The organism is Elusimicrobiota bacterium, assembly GCA_041658405.1.
Taxonomy (GTDB): Bacteria; Elusimicrobiota; UBA5214; order JBBAAG01; family JBBAAG01; genus JBBAAG01.
In genome coordinates this window covers 1-20,723 of record JBBAAG010000057.1, presented here as the reverse complement: position 1 = coordinate 20,723, position 20,723 = coordinate 1, and the positions used below count along the sequence as shown (strand labels likewise).

Sequence of the window (20,723 nt, the reverse complement as noted above, 5' to 3'; positions counted from 1 at the left end):
CTGTTTCGTTCACCCCTAAAGACGCCCAAACCGACTGATCTGCCTGAGTACTCCACTTAATAGTACCAGATGCAGCGTCTACGCAATATAGTCCAGCTGACGTCAACCCGGACCGCATGGCACCAACGCCAAAAATATACCCGTTTGAAACAACAATATCGGCATTAGCAGGGGCGTAATAAAAACTTGATGCAGCTAAAGTGTCCCATTTCTTTATACCATCCGAAGATACTGATTGAATGTACCCTGACCACCCGCTGAAATATATCGCGTTGTTAAACACTGCCGGTGTACTAACAATTTCTTTATGTCCCTGTGCTCCTCCGCCTCCATGTGATGTATACTTCCCTCTATATTTCCATTTAAGCATTCCGTCAGATAAATTTATTGCGTATAAATACCCGTCTATTGCACCAAAATATAGAGTACCGCTATCAATTTTAGGTGTGCAGTAAATTGAACTAGGTGAATCAGGATAGCCTAAAGAAACCTCGTTCCCATCATCATCGGGGACTGTATATCGCCATTTAAGACTGCCATTGTTTCTATTTAATGCGAACAAATTGCCATTATAGGAACCAAAGTATACCGTACTACTATCCACAACAGGCCCCGACATTTCTTCGTTAACATTTCCGTATACACTTTTGTCAAACCTCCACAACTCGTTGCCGTTTGTGTCAAAACAATAAAAAATATTGCCGTACGGATTCACAAATATTTGGTTATTATCAACCGCAATATCTGCCTGAATATCCGCACCGATATCTTTTCTCCATCGCGTGGCCATAGCATAATTATCAGAGCTTTCTGTACGAACACTTACATTTACCCACACTGATTTGTACCAAACATTCCCATCAGAAGTATCAAACCTTACTTTAATTCTATGTATCCCGTTTATTTGATACCATGGATTGCTTATTGTTCGACTGCACGCCGTATCAAATGCAGCAAGTTCATTCGCAATATTTATGTTTGCAGTTGCAGTCGCTACTGACGAACTTAATTTAACTAATGACATCTGTTTAAAATATGAAAGACTGTAGTGACCTGTATCTGTTGGGCATCCTCCGTCATCAATTTGATAATACGCTGCTGTTATAGTTGATGAATGTCCCTGATAAAGCTCAATTTTGGCTTCAATTGCACAAGTTGTTCTAGATACGTTTGAATCATTTAGTGGTGAAATATACGTTATTTTAGGATATCTAGGTTGTGGTAAATTTGTTATATTTCTCGAAATCCCGGATGAACCGTATAATGTATAATCGCTTACTTCTATGTTACTAGAAGAAATACTTACTGATCCAACTCCGCCATATGTACCATTACCTTCATCATCCATAACTCCGTTAAACGAAAATGTTGGAATTCTATCATTTGCACTAGTAAAGTTAACTCTTGAATGAACATGGCCAACTAAATAGTAAGAGATATTATATTTTTTAAAAAGATCTGAAAGAATTCTTTCGTTATCAATCATCATTCCTTCTCCTATAGTATCTGCACGTTCATATGGTGGGTGATGAGAAAAAACTATCACTGGTCTTCCACACGTTGCAGTTATGCTGTTGTCTAACGTGTTTTTCACCCAGTTTAATGTAGTTCGAGAATAATGACCTACACCATGATTTGCTAAACTGCCACTAATTACTAAAAAATGAAATGCATTATTCACATCAAAATTTGTATCTGATGACTTGTTCCCGTTGGTATCATATATAAAACTGGCATTGGTAGGGCATATCCTTTCTCTGTAATATACCAACCCCATGCCTCGTGAAGTCTCTTGATTACCAGTTACACCATTATATACTGTAATTGAAGAATTAACTTTTTTCATGAGATTGTTATATGTATCATATTCTCGTCGTAACCCAGCTTCGATTATATCACCTGTAACAACCATAAATTTAGGCAAAGGCGATAGATTGTTAATCATCGTAATAGTATTTTGGGCAATTACATTTGTAGAACCTGCAGGATAAACTATGTGAGAATCGGTAAATATCAAAAACTGTAAATCTGCTATTAATGTGTCAGGGAATACGCATGTTGACAATAATAATAGGTTAATCGTTAATATTTTAATTTTTAGTTGCATAATTCTTTTCCAACCGTTAAGTATTGAGTAATTATAGTATTATTATACTATTATTTAACTACTTTTTTTTATTATGTCTATTTATTATTAATCTAAAGAAGTGTATCCACCGCGTATTTATGGTATAATTTGTTTATGGACAAACTTAAATTTAATGAATTATCCTTATCCCCGGAAATTCTGAAAGCCGTTTCGGCAATGGGGTTTGAAGAAACAACGCCAATACAGTCGTTGACGATACCTTTAATATCAAAAAAACTCGATGTCATAGGCCAGGCACAAACCGGTACCGGGAAAACAGCAGCGTTTGGTATTCCTATCCTTGAAACTATTAATACTAAAAACAGGAACCCGCAGGCAATAATTTTGTGTCCCACACGCGAGCTTGTTATACAGGTGACGGAAGAACTTAACCGTCTCGCAAAGTTTAAACCGTATATCCGAACGTTACCAATTTACGGAGGGCAACCCATAGGACGGCAGATATATTCTTTGCAACAGGGCGTACAGATAGTTATCGGTACACCCGGCCGTGTGATGGATCATCTGCGCCGGAATACTCTTCAACTCGGGCAAATACAAACTGTTGTACTGGATGAAGCTGATGAAATGCTGAATATGGGCTTCCGGGATGATATTGAAATCATACTAAAAGAAGTTCCAACAGAACGGCAGACGGTATGTTTCTCCGCAACAATGCCAAAAGCGTTCATTAACCTAACTTCAAAATATATGAAAAACCCTAAACTGGTACAGATCGTTCATGATAATAAACTTACTGTTGCAAATACCAAGCAGGTATATTACGAAATCAACGAACAAACAAAACTTGACTGTTTAATGCGGGTCATTGACTACTACAACCTCCACCTATCCCTGGTTTTTTGTAATACAAAATGGAAAGTTGATGATCTTATATCCCAGCTTCAAAGCCGGGGATATTCCGCTGATGCAATACACGGTGATATGAACCAGTCTCAGCGTAACAGGGTTATGGAAAAGTTCAGAAACAGCGCTATAGAAATCCTGGTTGCGACCGATGTTGCCGCTCGGGGGATTGATGTTGAGAATATTGAAGCCGTCTTCAACTACGATGTTCCCCAGGATGAAGAATATTATGTCCACCGTATCGGCCGTACTGGCCGTGCGGGTAAAACCGGTAAAGCATTCACTTTGGTTGCAGGAAGAGATATGTACAAATTACGTGATATCCAGAGATACGCGAATACCAAAATTATCCGTGAAAATATACCTTCGCATAAAGAAGTTGAACAAAACCAGGTTACACAACTCTTCGAAAAAGTTAGGGAGGTAATGGGTAAAGGCAAACTCACGCATTACACTACGATGCTGGAAACATTGATCAACAATAATACAACGTCACTGGAAATTGCCGGTGCACTGCTAAAACTCTTAATTGAAAAACAAGTGGAAAAACAAACGGTTAGTATCCCAGAAAAAACTGAACTCAGGCAGGAACCGCGAAGGCATAACCGTCCTGAACGCCAACAACAACGCCGGCATACCAACAACCGTGATAGCGGGCACGGAGTGTTTCCTCCCAGTGGACGGCCTAGAAGAAAGCATTGGCGCGATAGGTACTGATCATGAAAAATAAACTTAACATTATGGCAGTAGTATGCCACCCGGCAGATGCGATTGACGGTGCGGGCGGTACGTTATGCAAACACGCTTTACGCGGAGATAATGTTTCCGTTGTTGTTTGCACACATGGAGTTGATACCCATGATTTAAAACGTAACGACCTTTTGCGGTTCGGCGAGAAAAGCGGCCTCCATAAAACTAAAACCGGCAGCGATAAAAAACAAGCAATCGGGCGGAAGGAAAAAGAAGTAGTTAAAGGAATGAAACTCCTCGGGGTAACCGATGTACGGTTTCTGCGTTTTCCTGACGAACTCTTGACTGTAACTACTGACCTTATTATCGCGATTGCAAAAGAAATGGCGGATATTCAACCGCATTTACTGATACTCCACAACCCGACAGAAGAGTTAGGAATCGCGGATGTAGGACATGCGGATACCGCAGTTTCTGCGCTTAAAGCGCGGTACCTTGCGAATACCGGGCAATATCTCAAAAAACCCGCAGGACGAATATTTCCCGCACAAACGTTTTTTATGGTTATGAACGGACAAACTTCGTGCCTCACAACAGAAGGTGAACGGTATGGCAATGTGTTAGTAGACATTACCTCAGTCATTGACCGTAAAGTTGCTGCAATGGATTGTTTAGAAAGCCAGTATTATCCTGGTGAACTCGGACGGAAATGCATAGAAACTGTTAACGGCCGGATGGGGTTGCATAACAGAATGTCCTATGCTGAAGCGTTTCAGTCACACAAGCCCGATGGGTATGAGTACTTACCCGCAAATCCGCACCGTATGTGGATTGCGGAAACGCCGGCTGGGTCACAGATGAAGCGCTTAAAAATAATGATTAGGAAATAAACTAACCTTTCTTTTTCTTTTTTACGGTTTTCACTTTTCCGGACCACTTTGGCGGGATCATTTGTTGCTCCCAGTTTGTATATAACGCATATAGTTTATTGACTATATCAGGATTAGCTGCAGCAACATCATTTTCCTCCCCAAGGTCAATAGCGAGGTTGTATAACTCCCACTTCTGAGGATTTTTCCCAGTCGTTCCCGTACCAATACCCGTTGTTTCAAGTTTCCACTCACCTGATCGAACAGCTTTTTGCATGCCATACCGCCAGAACAGTGCATTATGAGGACTACTATTTTTCTGTGCGGTAATATATGGCATAAGATTCACTCCGTCTAACTCGACGGGGATATCTATTCCTGCAGCGGAGAGGACTGTTGGTACAATATCCAACGATATCACTGGTTCATTATATATTTTCCCTGCAGTAAGTTTACCCGGCCATTTTATCATAAACGGTACGCGTATCCCGCCTTCCAAAACATTGCCTTTATACCCGCGGAAAGGAAGGTTACTCGAAGTATTTGCTAAAGTCGGCCCACCGTTGTCACTGATAAATATTACAATCGTATCATTCTCAAGCCCGTACTTTTTCAGGGTGGCCAGGATATACCCGATATTATCATCCAATGACGTGAGCATAGCTGCGTGCTGGCGCCGTTTAGGGTCTGTAATATTATTAAACTTACTAAGATACTCCGGTGTTGTTTGTAACGGTAAATGCACAGCGTTATACGGGAGATACAAAAAAAACGGGGTTTTACCCACCGCGTTATTGTCAATAAACTTCACAGCTTCACGTGTGAATACATCTGTGGTATACCCATCTTCAACCGGTGTGTTGCCGTTATAAATATTATTATACCCTTCTTCACTCGTGATTTTGTAGTTCATATACATATGCGCCCCGCCGAGAAAACCAAAGAAGTTGTCAAAACCGCGTTGCAACGGCCGATGAGCGTCCTTCCGTCCAAGATGCCATTTTCCGAATATGCCGGTAACATACCCCGCGGGTTTTAATTGTTCCGCTAACGTTTTCTCGGTTAGTACCAAATTCCCGGATTCTACTGCCGTGCCTGGGTTAAACTCATGCCCAAACCGTTGTTGGTATCGTCCTGTTATGAACCCTGCACGGCTGGGAGAACAGACCGGGCATGAAACGTACCCGTTGGTAAACCTCACCCCGTCTTTTGCGATACTATCAATATTCGGTGTTGCGATATCATGGCATTCCTGGATACTAAGCCCGTTATACCCTAGGTCATCAGCTACTATAAGAACAACATTTGGTTTTTTTGCGTCCGCAGAACGCATAAACGTTACCACTGTCACCGAAGACAGTAATATCCGTAAAACTACTTTTTGTTTGCCTACCATTTTTAGGTTCTCCCCCCCCCCGTTATTTCTTAATGATATGTTAATAATATCCTTAAATATAGAAGTCAGCAATATTATATAATACAACACATCGGTTATACGTTTAAATATGGTTTTGTTTATTAAAGGACTGTTGTTGTGCTAAAAAAACTTAGAAAAAATAATCAACTAAAAAAAGGACAGAATATTTTACCGGTAATGGTGAGTGAAGCTGTGAAACAGCAGTTTCCCAATGAAACTATTATTATATCAGCGCTTACCGATTTATTATTTGACGCGACATACGGCAAAGAATGGGTTGTATTAACCTCAACCCGGGTTTTAATTTATACACAGACAGGGGATGAAGAGCTTGAAAGCTATAGTCTCCGCACAGAATATGCGCTCTCAACACTCGCTGATGCAAAAGCTGAGAATACAGTTGGCGGCGGGATTCTTGAACTCATCACTCCGGACGGTGAAACCCTGCGTGCAGCGTTGTACTCGAATACGCATGCAAGACGGTTTGCCAGGTTAGCACACTCAATCCAGTCCAAGGTACAAAAAAAAGATAGTAAACAAAATGTTGTTCCTGAAGAACATACAAAGTATTGTGAAACCTGCGGATTTCCCATACCTGAAGGAATGGAAAGCTGTCCTGCATGCTCGAAAAAAGGACGTACGTTTACACGATTACTTGAGTTTTCCAGGCCGTACACCAAAAGTTTATGGGTTGTATTGTTAGTAATGATACTTTCCACTCTCTGCGGATTAGTTGCACCGTATACTAGCAAAATTTTAGTGGATGACGTATTGAAACCCATGAAAAATGAGTGGATGCTTGCTCCATTGGCGTTAGCATTACTCATTTCATATATCGGCCAAAACTTTTTGAGTGCGTTACATGGACAGCTGGTCGCAATACTCGGGCATAAAGTTGTGTATGACGTACGGACACAGCTTTACGCACGGCTGCAGGAACTATCATTATCTTTTTATGATAAGAAACAAACCGGTTCATTAATGGCGCGGGTGAACCAGGATACTAACGAAGTTGGGCAATTGTTAGTCGACTGGTTACCAATAACTACAGAAAGTATATTGACAATTATCGGTATCGGATTTTTTTTGTGCAAACTTAGCTGGAAACTAACTGTCATAATAATTATTCCTATTATAATCACCATCTGGTTTTTTAAATCAATCTGGCCTAAGGTACGGGTATATTTCCATCGTTACCTCGAAACCCGCGCTAAAATAAGTGCGTTGGTTAGCGATACGCTCTCCGGCGTACGGGTGGTCAAAGCATTTGGGCAGGAGAAAGCTGAACTCCAGAAGTTTGACGAAAAAAATATTGATTTTCGCGATGCCGGTATTTTATTAGAAAAAAAATGGGCAATCTACCACCCAATTTCGCATTTATTAATCATGCTGGGCAGCGTGATTGTATGGTATGTCGGGGGTAAGTTTATTTTCGCGCAGGAAATGACACTGGGTGATGTAATTGCGTACTCCGGATACTTAAGCATGTTTTACCGCCCTGTACAAACTCTTACGCGAATGGCAAATACGGTAGTAAACACGCTCAGTGCGGGAGAACGGATTTTTGATATTATTGAAACCGAACCCGAGATCAAAGACGCGCCTGATGCTGTAGAAGTCAATGATCTGAAAGGCGAAATTGAGTTCCGGAATGTTACATTTGGATACAACAAATTTAAACCCGTTATAACCAACCTGTCACTCAAGATCGCGCCGAATGAGATTGTTGGGTTAGCCGGGCATAGCGGCGCAGGTAAAAGTACGATTATCAACCTTATCTGCCGGCTGTACGATACCGACGCAGGAACAATTTTTATTGACGGCCATGACGTAAAAAAGATTAAGTATGCAGATTTCAGGAAACACGTAGGTATTGTATTGCAAGAACCCTATCTCTTCAGTGGAACAATCGCAGAAAATATTTTGTATGCCAAACCAAACGCCAGCCGCAACGACATTATCCGTGCGGCAAAGATCGCAAATGCTCATGATTTTATTATAAAAAAACCGGATGGTTACGACACCAACGTCGGTGAACGCGGGGTACGTTTATCCGTTGGCGAAAAACAGCGTATCTCAATCGCCCGAGCAGTACTCTCCAGCCCAAGGATTCTTATTCTGGATGAAGCAACATCATCCGTTGACCTTGAAACTGAAAGAGATATTCAGGAAGCACTAGAACGTTTAGTCACCGGCAGGACAACTGTAGTTATAGCCCACAGGTTATCAACCCTGCGTAACTGCCACAGGCTGTTAGTTATTGAGGAAGGCAAGAATATTGAGATTGGCACATATCAAGAGTTAATTGAAAAAAACGGCGCGTTTTATAAACTAGTAAAATTACAGGAGCAGTTATCACAGATTAGGAGAGTATAACACTTATATGACAGAAGACATGGACAGATATACACAGTATATAATTGACCCTGCAAAAGTAAAGTTTTACCGTAATGCCAATGACACTGGCGGGTTAGCAATGGAACTCATAGGTTCTGATGGTATAAAAGAAGTGTATCCTATCATCCGCCCGGTACGCGTATTCCCTATCACCGCACCGGAAGAGTATATTTCAATCTGCGATAAAGGAAACAAAGAAATCGGTATACTACAAAAATTAAGCGTATTATCTGCGGACCAGCAAAAACTTATCCGCCACGAGTTGTGGTTAAGATACGTAATGCCGGTAGTAACAGAAATTGTGGATATTGAAAAAGGGCCGAACGCATTCCGGTGGGAAATTATTACCAACCGCGGAAAAAAGGTTTTGTACGTTAAAGAACGCAATGAGCAGCTTACATTTATCGGGCGGTTCCGTATAATAATTAACGACGTAGAAAATTGCCGGTATGATATCACGGACTACCGCAAATTATCCAAACATTCGTTATTAGAACTTGAAAAAGTTATTTAAATTACATAAGGGGGGATTGCAGTGGCTGAACCGGATTTTGAGAAGAGTGTTATTGACGTAATAAAATCACGGATTTCGTTTCGTAGTTATGAAAACCAACCTTTGAATCCCGACTTACAAAAACAAATTGAAAACCTTATTCCGGCTTGTGTCTCATCCCTCCCTTTTGGTAATGAAATAGTGTTGAAACTAATAAATTCTACTGAAATTGATATTAAAATTTCAATAATGGGGACATACGGAATGATTACCGGCGCGCAAACTTATATTGCAGGAAAAGTAAAGAAATCGCAACGCGGGCTTGAAGATTTTGGGTACGCGATGGAAAAACTTATAATTCACCTTACTGATATAAACTTAGGTACATGCTGGCTTGGCGGGTCGTTTAACCGGCATGATTTTGTTAAGTTGTTAGACGTACAAACTACCGAACTTATCCCCGCTATTACACCGGTTGGAGTTGTGGTAGACGACCTCCGGCATAAGGCATTACGTAAAATGTTCGGCTCGCGTAACCGTAAACCGTGGAATGAATTGTTTTATGATAAAACGTTTAATACAGCATTCACAAAAGACGTTGATGCCGGGGAGTACGCTGTACCGTTTGAGATGGTTCGCATTGCACCGTCAGCGTCCAACCGTCAGCCGTGGAGGTTAGTCAAAGACGGGAAGGATGTACACTTTTTTATTGAACGCCTGCCTAGTTACCAGGCAATGCTGAAAGTCCTGGGAGTAGATTTGCAGAGAGTAGATCTCGGCATTGCGATGGCACATTTTACGCTCACCTGTAGTGCGGTAAGTATCAGCGGAGGATGGCAGGTATTAGAACGCTGCCCGGTACTAACACTACCTCCGAATACGGAATATATTACATCATGGATAAAGAGATAGTATTTGAGAGGAATATACTTTTTATGTACAAGTTTAGACCGTCTATTATTAACACATTGATTTTTGCATTTTTTGCCACTACGACTCTTCCAGCTATCAACGCTGCAATGGTTTCCAACGATCCCGAAATTTATGCGGAACAACCTTCCGATTTTGACGTAACAGTCTCCAGCCCGGATTTTACGAAAAGTAAATATAAAGCATTACGCTGGGTTAATCCCAGAACTGACGATAACTGTCAAATGAAAGTCTGTGGGCTCGCGTGGTTTGATAAACAAAAAACCTATCACCGTATGCCAACAGACCCAAAATACAACCTCCCCTCTGCGGTGGTTAACCGTGCAACATTTGGTTCGGGGACACAAGTACGGTTCCGCACAGATAGCCGCAAACTTGTCGTCAGGGTGAGGCTAAACCGCCTCGCAACGAATCCACAGATGGCATACTCCGGGCAAAACGGCGTGGACTGCTACTTTGGAACACCGGGTACTACAGAGAAAGAAGGGATGCAGTTTATCAGTACCGCGCGGTTTGGCATAAAAAACACGTGGTATGAAAGCGTGATGTACGAACTTAAAGAATCCAAACTCCGGGATGTAACTCTGTACTTACCAATCTCAACGCATGTAGAAGATTTTATGGTTGGGCTTGACTCTACCGCAGTGATAGAACCGCCTTTACCATACGACAGTAATAAACAAATTGTTTTCTACGGCACATCTATTACCCAAGGGCATAACGTTTCACGTCCCGGGATGACATTCACCAGTATTCTCAGCCGGAGGATTAACTACGAAATTATTAATGTTGGCTTTGGCGGCAGCGGGAAAGGCGAACCAGAAGTCGCGCATGCGCTTGCTGAAATCTCACCCGTTGCGATGTACGTACTGGACTATGAACGTAATGTCGGTACGGTGGAAAGTTACCAAAAAACATTACCTGAATTTATCAATATTCTCCGTACAGCACATAAGGATATACCCATTATTGTGACTTCCTGCCCAAAAGTACCTAAGGATTATGTTAACGGTACAGCCGCACCGTTAGCTACAAAAAAACGCGAGTTTGGTATCTCGCATATAAAAGAGTTACAGAACGCTGGTGATAAGTTTATCTGGTTTGTCGACGGAATGACATATTTTGGTAATTCCGCTGCTGACTGTACAACAGATGGGTTACACCCCAACGATTACGGGTCTGTACGCATAGCTGATGTTTTGTGCCCGGAGATCAAACGTGTATTGGATTTGAAATAAACCTTATTTCCCGAGGTCAGTGCTGATATCCACCAACATTTTTATCCCGGGGTTAGGTGATGGCTTACCAATCGATGCGTATAATGACGCTACATCTTTCAACGGTACACGTTTAGATATTAACTCAGTATTATGTATTTTCCCGGTATCAATAAGTTCGATAGCTTTAACATAATCTTTCCTGGTATACATCAACGTCCCCACAATTTCAAACTCGCGGTCCTGTACCCATGACATATTAACCGGTACTTTACCGGGATACACACCGACAACAACAATCCTTGCGCCTTTCCTCGCGGTGAGGATACAACTGTCAAACGAAAATTCGTTACCCACACAATCAAACGCAAGGGTTACCGGGTTTTGGATACCGTACTTATCCTTCATCCAATTGGTAAGGGTAACAGTTTTGATGTTAACCCCGTATTTTGCGCCAAGTTTTTTTGCTAGTTCCAAACGTGAATCTATGGTGTCAGTAATTACAATCTCCCGTGCGCCAAACGCTACAGCGGTCTGTAATACCATCAACCCGATAGTTCCTGCACCGGTGATAAGCACACACGCAGAGGGGGCTGCTAAATTTTCAATCCCTGCTCGGATAACCGTATGTACCGCCACAGCAGCGGGTTCTATGAATACCGCCTGGTCGTGTGTCATAGTGTCCGGGATTTTGACGACACGATCAGCAGGGACTCTAAGATACTCCGCGAATGCGCCGTCTATCTGGCACCCTATAACTTTTAGGTTGTCACATATATTATACCGTCCTGCCCGGCATTGCGGGCACGTACCGCATACTATAGACGGTTCAATTGTTACACGCTCACCGGGTTTCAATCCTGTGACCCCGTCACCAAGTTCGTGTATTACACCGCTCATCTCATGCCCGGGTACTATCGGCGGGGTGATAAACGGATGCTTCCCGGTAAACGCATGGATGTCAGACCCGCAGATACCGCAAATAATTACTTTTAAGACAACCTCGCCTTTCCCAGCATGCGGGACTGGAACGTCTTCCACCACAATTTTATTGTACTCCACAACCTTTGCCTGTAGCATAATGTGTGTAATCCCTTTCTTATTACGTTATTTCTTTTTTAATACACAAGTTATTGAGTTACCGTTATTCCTGCTGAATAACGTACAGGAAATAATGTTTTCTGTTAAGTACTTACGCTCCTGCAGGGTTAAATACTTGCTTTCAATAATCCCTGACTCTGTATACTTCTTTATCATAGTCAACGTTGTATTTTTCTTTTCTTCATCCACGCCATCCGACTCGGAACCGGTAAGAGATGTATGAACATCTTCAATTATATAATACCCCCCGGACTTAATTTGTTTGAACAAGTACCCGAAACTTACCTGCTGTTGCCCCATAGTATGCCCGCCATCGTCCAGAATAAGGTCATACCCGCTGCCGTACTTATTAACAAACCCTTTAAGTTGTTCACGGTCTTCCTGGTCCGCTACAAACGTTTTTATTCTGTCAGAATCCATAAATGAACAATCTTCTATATCAATTCCATATATTGTGGCGGAACTAAAGTAATCACGAAACATTTTTAACGATGCACCTGCGGCGATACCGATCTCACAGATTTTTTGCGCAGATGTTTTTATAGGCAAAAAAATATCATAATAAAATTCTGTGTAATTATGGTACTTAATATTTTCATACTCATCGCCATCCTCATTATCTGATCTCTGAATTTTTGGCCCAAACTTCGCTGCGCCTTTATCCGTACCATATTCATTCGCAAGTTCAGTAAGGTCATTTTCGTTATCTTTTTTAAATACACAAAGTATAGATTTTCCGTTGTTCCGGCTGTAAATCACGCTATAACTAATATTTTGCATTAAGTACTTAATTTCATTTTTTGTGAGGTACTCACTTTTGATCTCGCCTGTTTCAATATAGTTATATACCATCTGGAGTGTAGTATTTGTTTTCGCAGTATTAACCCCGTACTCTTCATCAGTTAAAAATGAAGTGTGGAGGTCTTCAATAACATAATATCCTCCGGGTATAACATAAGGAAATAAAAAACCAGCACTTACCTGCTGTTGACGCATTGAATGCCCGCCGTCATCAAGAATAAGATCATAATCCCCACCAAATTTATCAATAAACTTCTTCAGCTGTACACGTTCAGCCTGGTCAGCGATAAACGTTTTTATGCGTTCGGTCTCCAGGTCATTTTTATCATCGATGTCTATCCCGTAGATAGTAGCAGAGGTAAAGTAGTCCTGAAACATTTTTAGTGACGCACCATCAAGTATCCCTATCTCAAACACTTTTTCTGCATCATTTTTTAAGGGGTACAATATAAGATCGTATAATTCCGTCCTCAACTTTCCTTTATCCGTCCCATACTTATCAGCGAGGCGGGATAATTCGTTAAAATTCTGTCCTGCTTGAACATTAGCATAGGTTAGGATTAACATAAATGATACTGTGAGAACAACTGGCATACAATTGCGGTACAACATTACAACACTCCTTTTTACAACCTGACACAACATACAACTATTTATGGTTACTATCCTAATCCTACAATACCACGTTTTGTTTCAATAACTTATTACGTAACTCCGTCATATTAACTTTACGCAGGTCACAGTACTTATCTTTTATGCATAACGCCGCAGCAGTCCCTGCCGCCTGCCCTGTTGCCATACAGGTTGCCTGTACGCGGGTAGAACCCTGTGCTTCAAACGTAGCGGAGATACACCTCCCTGCCATTAACAGGTTATCAGTCTTAGACGGTACTAAACTGCGGTAGGGTATATGGTAGAACCCGCCACACCGGCGCCGTATAATATTTTTCCCGCCTAATTTATCACTTGGCATATGGAGGTCAACCGGATGGCATCCCGCTGCAATACCGTCTTTGAACTTACGGTCGGATATCACATCGTCAAGTGTGAGCGTATAATCTCCTTTTACCCGTAAACAGTCACGGATGCCTATCTGCGCAGCAACACCGAGAAGTTTTATGTCCTCGCATCCGGGAACGTTTTTCCGTAAATACTCGACCCGCGGGGCAACAAGTTTTGCAGCTGTGATTTGCGCATGAGTAAGACTTGCGGCATCAGTACCATCGAACTTGTTTATACCTGAGGGTGAGTTCACGATATACTCTCCCGAGTTCGGCCAACGGAGTAACAATAACCGCCCGATACCGTCACCGCCTTTATAAAAAACCCTGTTTTTTTTAATCTTTACATTACCTATACGGAACATCAATGTTGGCGGTTTTTGTATTTGCTTGATTATACCTGTTTTTTCGGGTGATAACTTCCCCGCGATAAGGCCGTCACCCGTAGCGTCAATCACAACCCGTGGTGTGATAATAGCCCGGCCATAAGATTCTATGGCAACACTCACAACCCGTCGTGTTTTTACTGAGGTATTCACTACCTGTGTGTATAACATCACACGCACCCCGGCTTCTTCCAACATCTTAGGTAATACAAGTTTAAGAATTTCGGTGTCCACCACAGCTACGCGTTTAACACCGCTGGCAGGACATTTATAATCGTCAGTACACTTGTTCTCACCGGGACAATTATCTACCAGTAACTGATACCCTAACGTCCCACCGTGATATTTCCGGAGTTCGTTGATAACTTCCTCAGCAATACCTTTCACTACCTGAGTATCACCACTCCAGAAACCGTACATCGGGCTGACCATTCCCATAGTTGCTAACCCGCCTAAGGTGCCATAACGTTCAACCAGTAAGGTATCAGCGCCATTCCGTGCAGCAGCTACTGCCGCAGTTACCCCGGTAACACCTCCGCCTATAACTAAAACGTCGCATGTAAATTTTTTCATGACTTTAAATTAATGATATTATTAAGCACCACCCCGACTGAAACCGCTAGGTTTAACGAGTCAATCCTGTTTCCCCCGCCGGATATTTTATATTTCTTATCAGCCTTCTCCACAACATATTCGGTTAACCCCGTAGACTCGTTACCAAAAAGATATATACTGTTTTTTGATGCTAACTTTGTCTCCTTAACATCTTCACCATCAAGGGTTAATGCGTACACAGAGTACCCGTTTTTTTTCATCTTAGCGATGTCCTCCATAATTGTTATAGATTCATACACACGGGTACGAAAGATTGAGCCCATAGTCCCGCGGACAGTTTTTTCGTTATAAACATCCACCGAATTTTCGCTGAGCATAATATTCTTTACCCCAAACCAGTCGCAGGTGCGTATAATCGTCCCGAGATTACCCGGGTCAGCAACATTTTCTAATGCAATAATAACTGTCCCGTCTGTAATATCGGTTAACGCATACCTCTTTTGCCGTACAACCGCCATTACCCCGGGCCAGGTTTTTACTGTTTGTATTCTCTGTATACCATCTATTGGGACAAAAAACTTTTTTGCGCGTAAGTCTTCCTTACCGTAAAGAATCCTGTTTTCATCAAAACCTTTTTCAAATACCAGAGTTTCGATTGTCCATCCCGACGCAATAGCTTCATTAACGCATTTAATACCTTCTACGATAAATAACCCAAGCTCATCGCGTTCCTTCTTATTTTTTAACTTATTAATCAATTTTATCTGCGTGGTTGACAAAAACATTTTATTCTGCAATACCCACTATAGTTTTTAGGTATAACGCTTCCGAAAAATACAGCGATGCCGGATGGTCACCGCTTTGACGGATTATACGCAGGACATGAAATTTACGTTCCGCCTGTACTGCCGCACGGCGTAAAGTCGTAACAAAATCATTCTCCGGAAAATGCTGTGAACAACTTGAAGTAACCAGCACACCGCCGGGGTTGAGCAACCGTATTGCCGCACGGTTAACAAAATGGTATGCCTTAGTCCCCGCATCGACTGACTTCTGTGTCTTTACCAAGGCCGGAGGGTCAAGAATTATCATATCGAATGCCATACCTTTTTGCAGTGCAATCCATTGAAAAACATCCGCGTTTTCAGTAGTGAACTTATCCGCGGGCACATCATTTAATTCCGCGTGTTTATGGCAAAGAGTTAACGCAGGATCTGATGAATCAATATTGTGGACACTCACCGCGCCGTTACGCATTGCATAAATCCCGCTTGCACCAGTGTAAGAGAACAGGTTCAATACCTTTCTCCCTTTTGCAAACATGCCTATGGCAGCACGTGCATCTTTTTGGTCAAGAAAAAACCCTGTCTTTTGCCCGGACTTTACCGCAGCAACAAAATCGTACCCGTTTTCCTTAAACTCGACATTATCACTTTCCGTTCCGTACAAGACAGTATTTATGAGATCCAATCCCTCATTCTTACGGGAGGTAACATCACTGCGGTCATGCACGCGTACAGCTTTGTAGTCATTAACCAAAACATCCTGGATTAATGGCTTAAGTTTATCCGCACCGGGATTTGATGATTGAAGGACAAAAGCATCGCCGTAACGGTCAATAACCAATCCTGGGATACCGTCTGATTCACCGTACAACATACGGTAACCTGTAGTACCTTTAGATTTACCATATCCCAGAAGTTCACGCCGTGCCACTGCATTTCTTATTACTCCCGCGACCCATCCGCGGTCAATCTCTACATCGCTGTATTCCAGTATACGCACTTTGATCATTGAACTCTTTGAATACATTCCGGTAGCAACAACTTTACCGTCGCTATCGGTTACACTAACAACATCGCCATTATCCAGCGCGCCTTCAATTTTTTCAACTGCCCCGGAAAATATCCACGGGTGCCGGGTTGATAATATTTTGAACCCCTTATCCTTCTTTAATTGCACAATTTGATACATAAACCTATTTTTCTCCACTCCTGAAAACATACCCGCCCCGCCAATACAACTTTTTCCCTTTCCTCAACTTAACCTCTTCACCGTTTATTAGATTGAAATATGACTTCCCGTACTTTTGCGTAAACGCACAGGGTAGCGTATCCAAAACATTATCCATCTTCCCTAACCCGTACTCACGGTCAAGCCAGGCAGTAAGTTCATTCTTCCCGTCTGAGGATGTAAGCACATATTTTCTGATTTCCGGAAAATCTTTTTTCCCGCCGGAAGCAGAGTTAAGTTTTGCGCTGACAACAGAAGGTTCTGCCGCCTCACCTGTGGGAGTAATATACGAAATCACGCCATTCCACGCAGAATTTTGTGTCTGTAAACCATAATACCTGATGATAACAAGATTATCCAATGCAAGAATCAAGGTATTGACCCTCATTTGCCCGGGGAGGATTGTATACTCTACCACTTCTTTCACTACATCTTTTTTCAGGTTATACGCCTGAATTTTATTTGTTACTGTAAGAACAATTTTTTCACAGCGTACCGGCGTACCTTTTTTTATTTTAGTGGTTCCATAAGTATGTGTTTGATACGATGTTGTCCGTGCAGTCGCATTACCCGTACCATCACCGTTAGAACCATGCCATCCTCCGGTAAACTGCGGTTTACCATTATCCGGAAAAGACAGGGATTTCATAATATAGGGCCCAACCCAGTCAGTACACGACTTCATTATCTGTTTCCCTTCAGATAATACAGAGTCGGTTGAAGGTTGAGGATCAGGGTTCTTGTGTAAAGACATTCTTGAGATTGCCATTAAGGAGTTTACCCCGCAACGTTCAAACTCAATACACAAATCTTCGTTATTACCATATTTAAACGCTACCGCCACCCTGTGCTTCTCAACACCTACTACTAACCCGCTACCCTCACCGCGGGCAATAGCAGCACGGGAAAGAAGCGATGAGAACACAAGTGCAACCATAAACGTTTTTAGTACCCAATCATTACTCATCTGTGTCAATCATTTCATAACTTTATTTGTTATATCAATTATACTATAAAGCAAGTGTATTAAGTTTTCTATTCTCTTAACGATTAAAGTATAATTTAGTACATATAATTATAACTTTATGAAAGCAGGTAAAATATTATGCCAACTGCATTAATAACCTGGGGCGGGTGGAATGGCCATCAGCCGGAACAATGCGCCGCAAAAACCGCGGCAATACTGACCACCGAAAAGTTTTATGTAAAAGTTGTGAATACTCTTGACGTATACACGGATAAAGAGTTGATGTCTACACTTGACCTCATTGTCCCTATCTGGACAATGTCAAAAATTACGAAGGAACAAGAAAAAGGGTTATTAGCTGCAATATCCTCAGGGACAGGCCTTGCTGGTTTCCATGGGGGCATGTGCGACGCGTTCCGTGAAAATACGGAATACCAGTGGATGACCGGCGGGCAGTGGGTTGCGCATCCCGGCGGGGTTATTGAGTATGAGATTAACATTAGTAACTTAACCGACCCTATTACTGAAGGGATACGAGATTTTAAGATTAAGTCAGAACAGTATTATCTCCACACCGACCCGGGGAACAAGGTTTTAGCCACCACTACGTTTGACGGTACCCGCGGCAATACTTCCTGGATTAAAGGTACAGTGATGCCAGTAGTATGGAAACGCCAATGGGGAAACGGCAACGTGTTTTACTGTTCGTTCGGCCATGCCGCTGCGGAACTTGATATCCCGGAAGCGCGTGAGATATTACGCCGCGGGATGTTGTGGGCAACAAAAAAAGTATAATATAGTTATAAATATAGTTTTTGAAAGGCGGATGTTTATGTTAATAAGAAAACTGGGCATATTTTTTGCAGTATTTGCATTGTGCATACTCTCAGCCGGAACACTTTTCGCGGAACCGCAAACCTTGATCGGCGGTAAACTCGAAGACAACGGCGGATACGGCGGGCCGAGCTACAGTTTCTCTACGCTCAACGGTAAAAGCGCAATGTTTGTCGGTGGTCAAGGCGGGTGGGTGGCGAATCATACTATAACAATAGGCGGCGCAGGTTACGGGTTAACGTCGAACATCCGGGGTACCGACCTGGGATTAAATACAACAAACTATTTATCGTTAGGCTACGGCGGGGTTATGGTGGAATACATCATTTTTTCCGACGTAATAGTCCATGCAACAGTACGAACATTGTTTGGTTGGGGCGGCGTGGGATTGTACCACAGAGGAATGCATACTGGTAGCACTACTGATGTAGAAGACACGGACAACGGTTTTTTCAACGTTATAGAACCCAGTGTACAGGCCGAGGTTAATATAACAAATTTTTTCCGTATCAATCTTGGAGTAGGATACCGGTATATTCCTAACTTAGACTACGAAGGGTTGAAGGGTAATGCGCTTGACGGCCTATCCGCACACTTTGTACTCAAGTTCGGCAAGTTTTGATCAATTTAAAACAATAAACTATTTTCTTTGTTTAAGGCCATAAACCTTAATACTTGCAACTGTTCCTTCAATATCTTTTCCCACAAAATGTTTAATAGCTGCTGTTGTTTCTTCCTCTACTTTTACATCAACAAACCCAGCGCTTGTGATAAAACCAAGGTATTTATCTTTAAGTACCGCACCTGAGACACAACTGGCATACGCGGCCATTGATTCTTTCACAACCTTCGGCAGTTTACCAAGTAACACAATGTCAGAAACCCAAATACAACCCCCGGGTTTTAATACACGGAATGCTTCTTTAAATACCTGTTGTTTATCCGGGGAAAGGTTTATCACGCAGTTTGAGATAATAACATCAATACTGTTATCTTCAACCGGCAACTTTTCAATTTCACCGAGTTTAAACTCAACATTCTTAACCCCTCCGCGTTTAGCGTTTCCTTCAGCTTTCTTTATCATCTCCGGAGTCATATCCACACCAATAACTTTCCCTGTTTCCCCTACCCGCTGCACTGCGAGGAAACAATCAAACCCTGCGCCTGAACCAAGGTCTAACACCACATCACCTGGTTTTAATGCCGCTAACGCCAACGGATTCCCGCAGCCAAGACCGAGGTTTGCGCCGGAAGGTATACTTCCCAGATCCTTATCTGTATACCCCAATCTCTTGCTGATATCCTCCGTTGAGATTGAGGAACCACTGCAGCATGAACTTTTGGAGGTTGTGTTACAACCGCAAAAACTGTTATTCACCGCTATTTTTGCGTAATTCTTACGTACAAAATCCTTAATTTTTTTTGCTTCCATTGTTTTATCATCCTTCTGTTTTATTAATATGTTACAAGAAAATAAAAACCTGCTACTACAAGAATAATCCCTGCGGTATAACGAAGTATTTTATCGATACCTTTCGCTGCGAAACTGACTTTACCAAGCGATACGCCCATAATAATCGCGCCAATAGGTATACTAAAACCAATTGCAAACATTGACATTAGAAGTATTGACCATACCACCTGTCCCTGAAGGATAGCTGCACTTATAACTATAAATATCCCGGGATTACAGGGAAGCGAACACGCAGCAATAATTCCACCTAGAACAAGACCGGTTAATGCCGTACCGAACCTACCACCGGTAATGTCGTTATTCAAACTCATACCCTGTATTTTTATGGGGAAAAGGTTTAACGTAGCCAAACCAAATAACACGGCTATAACGCCAGCGAAAAGTTTCCAATACCTCCCCAGCGTACTCTGAGCTACCTGACCAATAAATCCGGCAACTAAACCAATGATCATCAACGCTATTATTGTTCCGATTGTAAAATATACCGATGTTCTAATTGCATCACCCCGGGTTTCGCCTTTCCTCGCTCCGGAATAACCTATAAGAACCCCTACTGCCGGCAAGGTACAAAAAACACTAGTTA

Annotated in this window: 18 protein-coding genes; 8 read left to right on the top strand and 10 right to left on the bottom strand. The window is 42.1% G+C overall.

Annotation, left to right across the window (positions count from 1 at the left end; all coding sequences use genetic code 11):
• A partial coding sequence (locus tag WC955_09615; GenBank protein ID MFA5859313.1) for a PQQ-binding-like beta-propeller repeat protein occupies nucleotides 1-2,107 on the bottom strand: 2,107 nt, incomplete at its 3' end.
• Nucleotides 2,108-2,242: 135 nt separating this feature from the next.
• Here WC955_09615 and WC955_09610 point away from each other — a divergent pair.
• Together WC955_09610 and WC955_09605 are read left to right on the top strand one after the other, a co-directional pair.
• The gene (locus WC955_09610; GenBank protein ID MFA5859312.1) at nucleotides 2,243-3,712 is read left to right on the top strand and encodes a DEAD/DEAH box helicase; all 1,470 of its coding nucleotides are present in this window, start codon (nucleotides 2,243-2,245) and stop codon (nucleotides 3,710-3,712) included.
• Between the two features lie 2 nt (nucleotides 3,713-3,714).
• Nucleotides 3,715-4,575, top strand: a complete 861-nt coding sequence (locus WC955_09605) for a PIG-L deacetylase family protein (protein MFA5859311.1) — start codon at nucleotides 3,715-3,717, stop codon at nucleotides 4,573-4,575.
• A 1-nt stretch (nucleotide 4,576) separates the two neighbouring features.
• Here WC955_09605 and WC955_09600 read toward each other — a convergent pair whose 3' ends face one another.
• Complete coding sequence (locus WC955_09600; protein ID MFA5859310.1) at nucleotides 4,577-5,950, bottom strand: sulfatase; 1,374 nt, start codon at nucleotides 5,948-5,950, stop codon at nucleotides 4,577-4,579.
• A gap of 138 nt (nucleotides 5,951-6,088) precedes the next feature.
• On the opposite strand from WC955_09600, the gene WC955_09595 reads away from it, so the two are divergent.
• From WC955_09595 to WC955_09580, 4 genes are read left to right on the top strand one after another with little or no spacing between them, the layout of a single operon-like run.
• Nucleotides 6,089-8,347 carry an ABC transporter ATP-binding protein gene (locus tag WC955_09595; protein MFA5859309.1) on the top strand — a complete coding sequence of 753 codons (2,259 nt, stop codon included), beginning with the start codon at nucleotides 6,089-6,091 and terminating at the stop codon, nucleotides 8,345-8,347.
• 7 nt (nucleotides 8,348-8,354) lie between these two features.
• Nucleotides 8,355-8,882 carry a DUF1854 domain-containing protein gene (locus WC955_09590; protein MFA5859308.1) on the top strand — a complete coding sequence of 176 codons (528 nt, stop codon included), beginning with the start codon at nucleotides 8,355-8,357 and terminating at the stop codon, nucleotides 8,880-8,882.
• Nucleotides 8,883-8,903: 21 nt separating this feature from the next.
• Nucleotides 8,904-9,773, top strand: coding sequence for a nitroreductase family protein (locus WC955_09585; GenBank protein MFA5859307.1), 870 nt, complete (start codon nucleotides 8,904-8,906; stop codon nucleotides 9,771-9,773).
• Between the two features lie 23 nt (nucleotides 9,774-9,796).
• A complete protein-coding gene (locus WC955_09580) occupies nucleotides 9,797-11,029 on the top strand; it encodes an SGNH/GDSL hydrolase family protein (GenBank protein MFA5859306.1) in 1,233 nt (410 codons plus the stop codon).
• Between the two features lie 3 nt (nucleotides 11,030-11,032).
• Here the strand turns inward: WC955_09580 and WC955_09575 are convergent, their stop codons facing one another.
• From WC955_09575 to WC955_09550, 6 genes are all read right to left on the bottom strand, one after another.
• Complete coding sequence (locus WC955_09575; protein MFA5859305.1) at nucleotides 11,033-12,088, bottom strand: alcohol dehydrogenase catalytic domain-containing protein; 1,056 nt, start codon at nucleotides 12,086-12,088, stop codon at nucleotides 11,033-11,035.
• 27 nt (nucleotides 12,089-12,115) lie between these two features.
• A complete protein-coding gene (locus WC955_09570; protein MFA5859304.1) occupies nucleotides 12,116-13,522 on the bottom strand; it encodes a hypothetical protein in 1,407 nt (468 codons plus the stop codon).
• 61 nt (nucleotides 13,523-13,583) lie between these two features.
• Entirely contained in the window at nucleotides 13,584-14,870 is a 1,287-nt protein-coding gene (locus WC955_09565) for an FAD-dependent oxidoreductase (GenBank protein MFA5859303.1), read from the bottom strand.
• Entirely contained in the window at nucleotides 14,867-15,610 is a 744-nt protein-coding gene (locus WC955_09560; GenBank protein ID MFA5859302.1) for an RNA methyltransferase, read from the bottom strand. Before WC955_09560 ends, WC955_09565 begins: the two co-directional genes overlap by 4 nt.
• Nucleotides 15,611-15,638: 28 nt before the next feature.
• Complete coding sequence (locus WC955_09555; GenBank protein ID MFA5859301.1) at nucleotides 15,639-16,826, bottom strand: class I SAM-dependent rRNA methyltransferase; 1,188 nt, start codon at nucleotides 16,824-16,826, stop codon at nucleotides 15,639-15,641.
• Nucleotides 16,827-16,830: 4 nt separating this feature from the next.
• On the bottom strand, nucleotides 16,831-17,832 hold the full coding sequence (locus WC955_09550; GenBank protein ID MFA5859300.1) for a hypothetical protein: 1,002 nt from the start codon (nucleotides 17,830-17,832) through the stop codon (nucleotides 16,831-16,833).
• A 138-nt stretch (nucleotides 17,833-17,970) separates the two neighbouring features.
• Between WC955_09550 and WC955_09545 the strand changes: the two genes are divergently transcribed.
• The gene (locus tag WC955_09545) at nucleotides 17,971-18,627 is read left to right on the top strand and encodes a ThuA domain-containing protein (GenBank protein MFA5859299.1); all 657 of its coding nucleotides are present in this window, start codon (nucleotides 17,971-17,973) and stop codon (nucleotides 18,625-18,627) included.
• 37 nt (nucleotides 18,628-18,664) lie between these two features.
• Nucleotides 18,665-19,288, top strand: a complete 624-nt coding sequence (locus WC955_09540) for a hypothetical protein (GenBank protein MFA5859298.1) — start codon at nucleotides 18,665-18,667, stop codon at nucleotides 19,286-19,288.
• Nucleotides 19,289-19,306: 18 nt separating this feature from the next.
• Here the strand turns inward: WC955_09540 and arsM are convergent, their stop codons facing one another.
• A complete protein-coding gene (gene arsM, locus WC955_09535) occupies nucleotides 19,307-20,098 on the bottom strand; it encodes an arsenite methyltransferase (protein ID MFA5859297.1) in 792 nt (263 codons plus the stop codon).
• Between the two features lie 23 nt (nucleotides 20,099-20,121).
• Nucleotides 20,122-20,723, bottom strand: a 602-nt coding sequence (locus WC955_09530) for a cytochrome c biogenesis protein CcdA (GenBank protein MFA5859296.1), incomplete at its 5' end; no start/stop codon positions are given.

What these genes read in the sequence shown, in the direction of transcription:
- WC955_09575 (MFA5859305.1), bottom strand. Translation starts at nt 12,088, where the DNA reads ATGCTACAGGCAAAGGTTGTGGAGTACAATAAAATTGTGGTGGAAGAC.
- WC955_09545 (MFA5859299.1), top strand. Translation starts at nt 17,971, where the DNA reads ATGCCAACTGCATTAATAACCTGGGGCGGGTGGAATGGCCATCAGCCG.
- WC955_09570 (MFA5859304.1), bottom strand. Translation starts at nt 13,522, where the DNA reads ATGTTGTACCGCAATTGTATGCCAGTTGTTCTCACAGTATCATTTATG.
- WC955_09580 (MFA5859306.1), top strand. Translation starts at nt 9,797, where the DNA reads ATGTACAAGTTTAGACCGTCTATTATTAACACATTGATTTTTGCATTT.
- WC955_09600 (MFA5859310.1), bottom strand. Translation starts at nt 5,950, where the DNA reads ATGGTAGGCAAACAAAAAGTAGTTTTACGGATATTACTGTCTTCGGTG.
- arsM (MFA5859297.1), bottom strand. Translation starts at nt 20,098, where the DNA reads ATGGAAGCAAAAAAAATTAAGGATTTTGTACGTAAGAATTACGCAAAA.
- WC955_09610 (MFA5859312.1), top strand. Translation starts at nt 2,243, where the DNA reads ATGGACAAACTTAAATTTAATGAATTATCCTTATCCCCGGAAATTCTG.
- WC955_09555 (MFA5859301.1), bottom strand. Translation starts at nt 16,826, where the DNA reads ATGTATCAAATTGTGCAATTAAAGAAGGATAAGGGGTTCAAAATATTA.
- WC955_09605 (MFA5859311.1), top strand. Translation starts at nt 3,715, where the DNA reads ATGAAAAATAAACTTAACATTATGGCAGTAGTATGCCACCCGGCAGAT.
- WC955_09590 (MFA5859308.1), top strand. Translation starts at nt 8,355, where the DNA reads ATGACAGAAGACATGGACAGATATACACAGTATATAATTGACCCTGCA.
- WC955_09565 (MFA5859303.1), bottom strand. Translation starts at nt 14,870, where the DNA reads ATGAAAAAATTTACATGCGACGTTTTAGTTATAGGCGGAGGTGTTACC.
- WC955_09550 (MFA5859300.1), bottom strand. Translation starts at nt 17,832, where the DNA reads ATGAGTAATGATTGGGTACTAAAAACGTTTATGGTTGCACTTGTGTTC.
- WC955_09540 (MFA5859298.1), top strand. Translation starts at nt 18,665, where the DNA reads ATGTTAATAAGAAAACTGGGCATATTTTTTGCAGTATTTGCATTGTGC.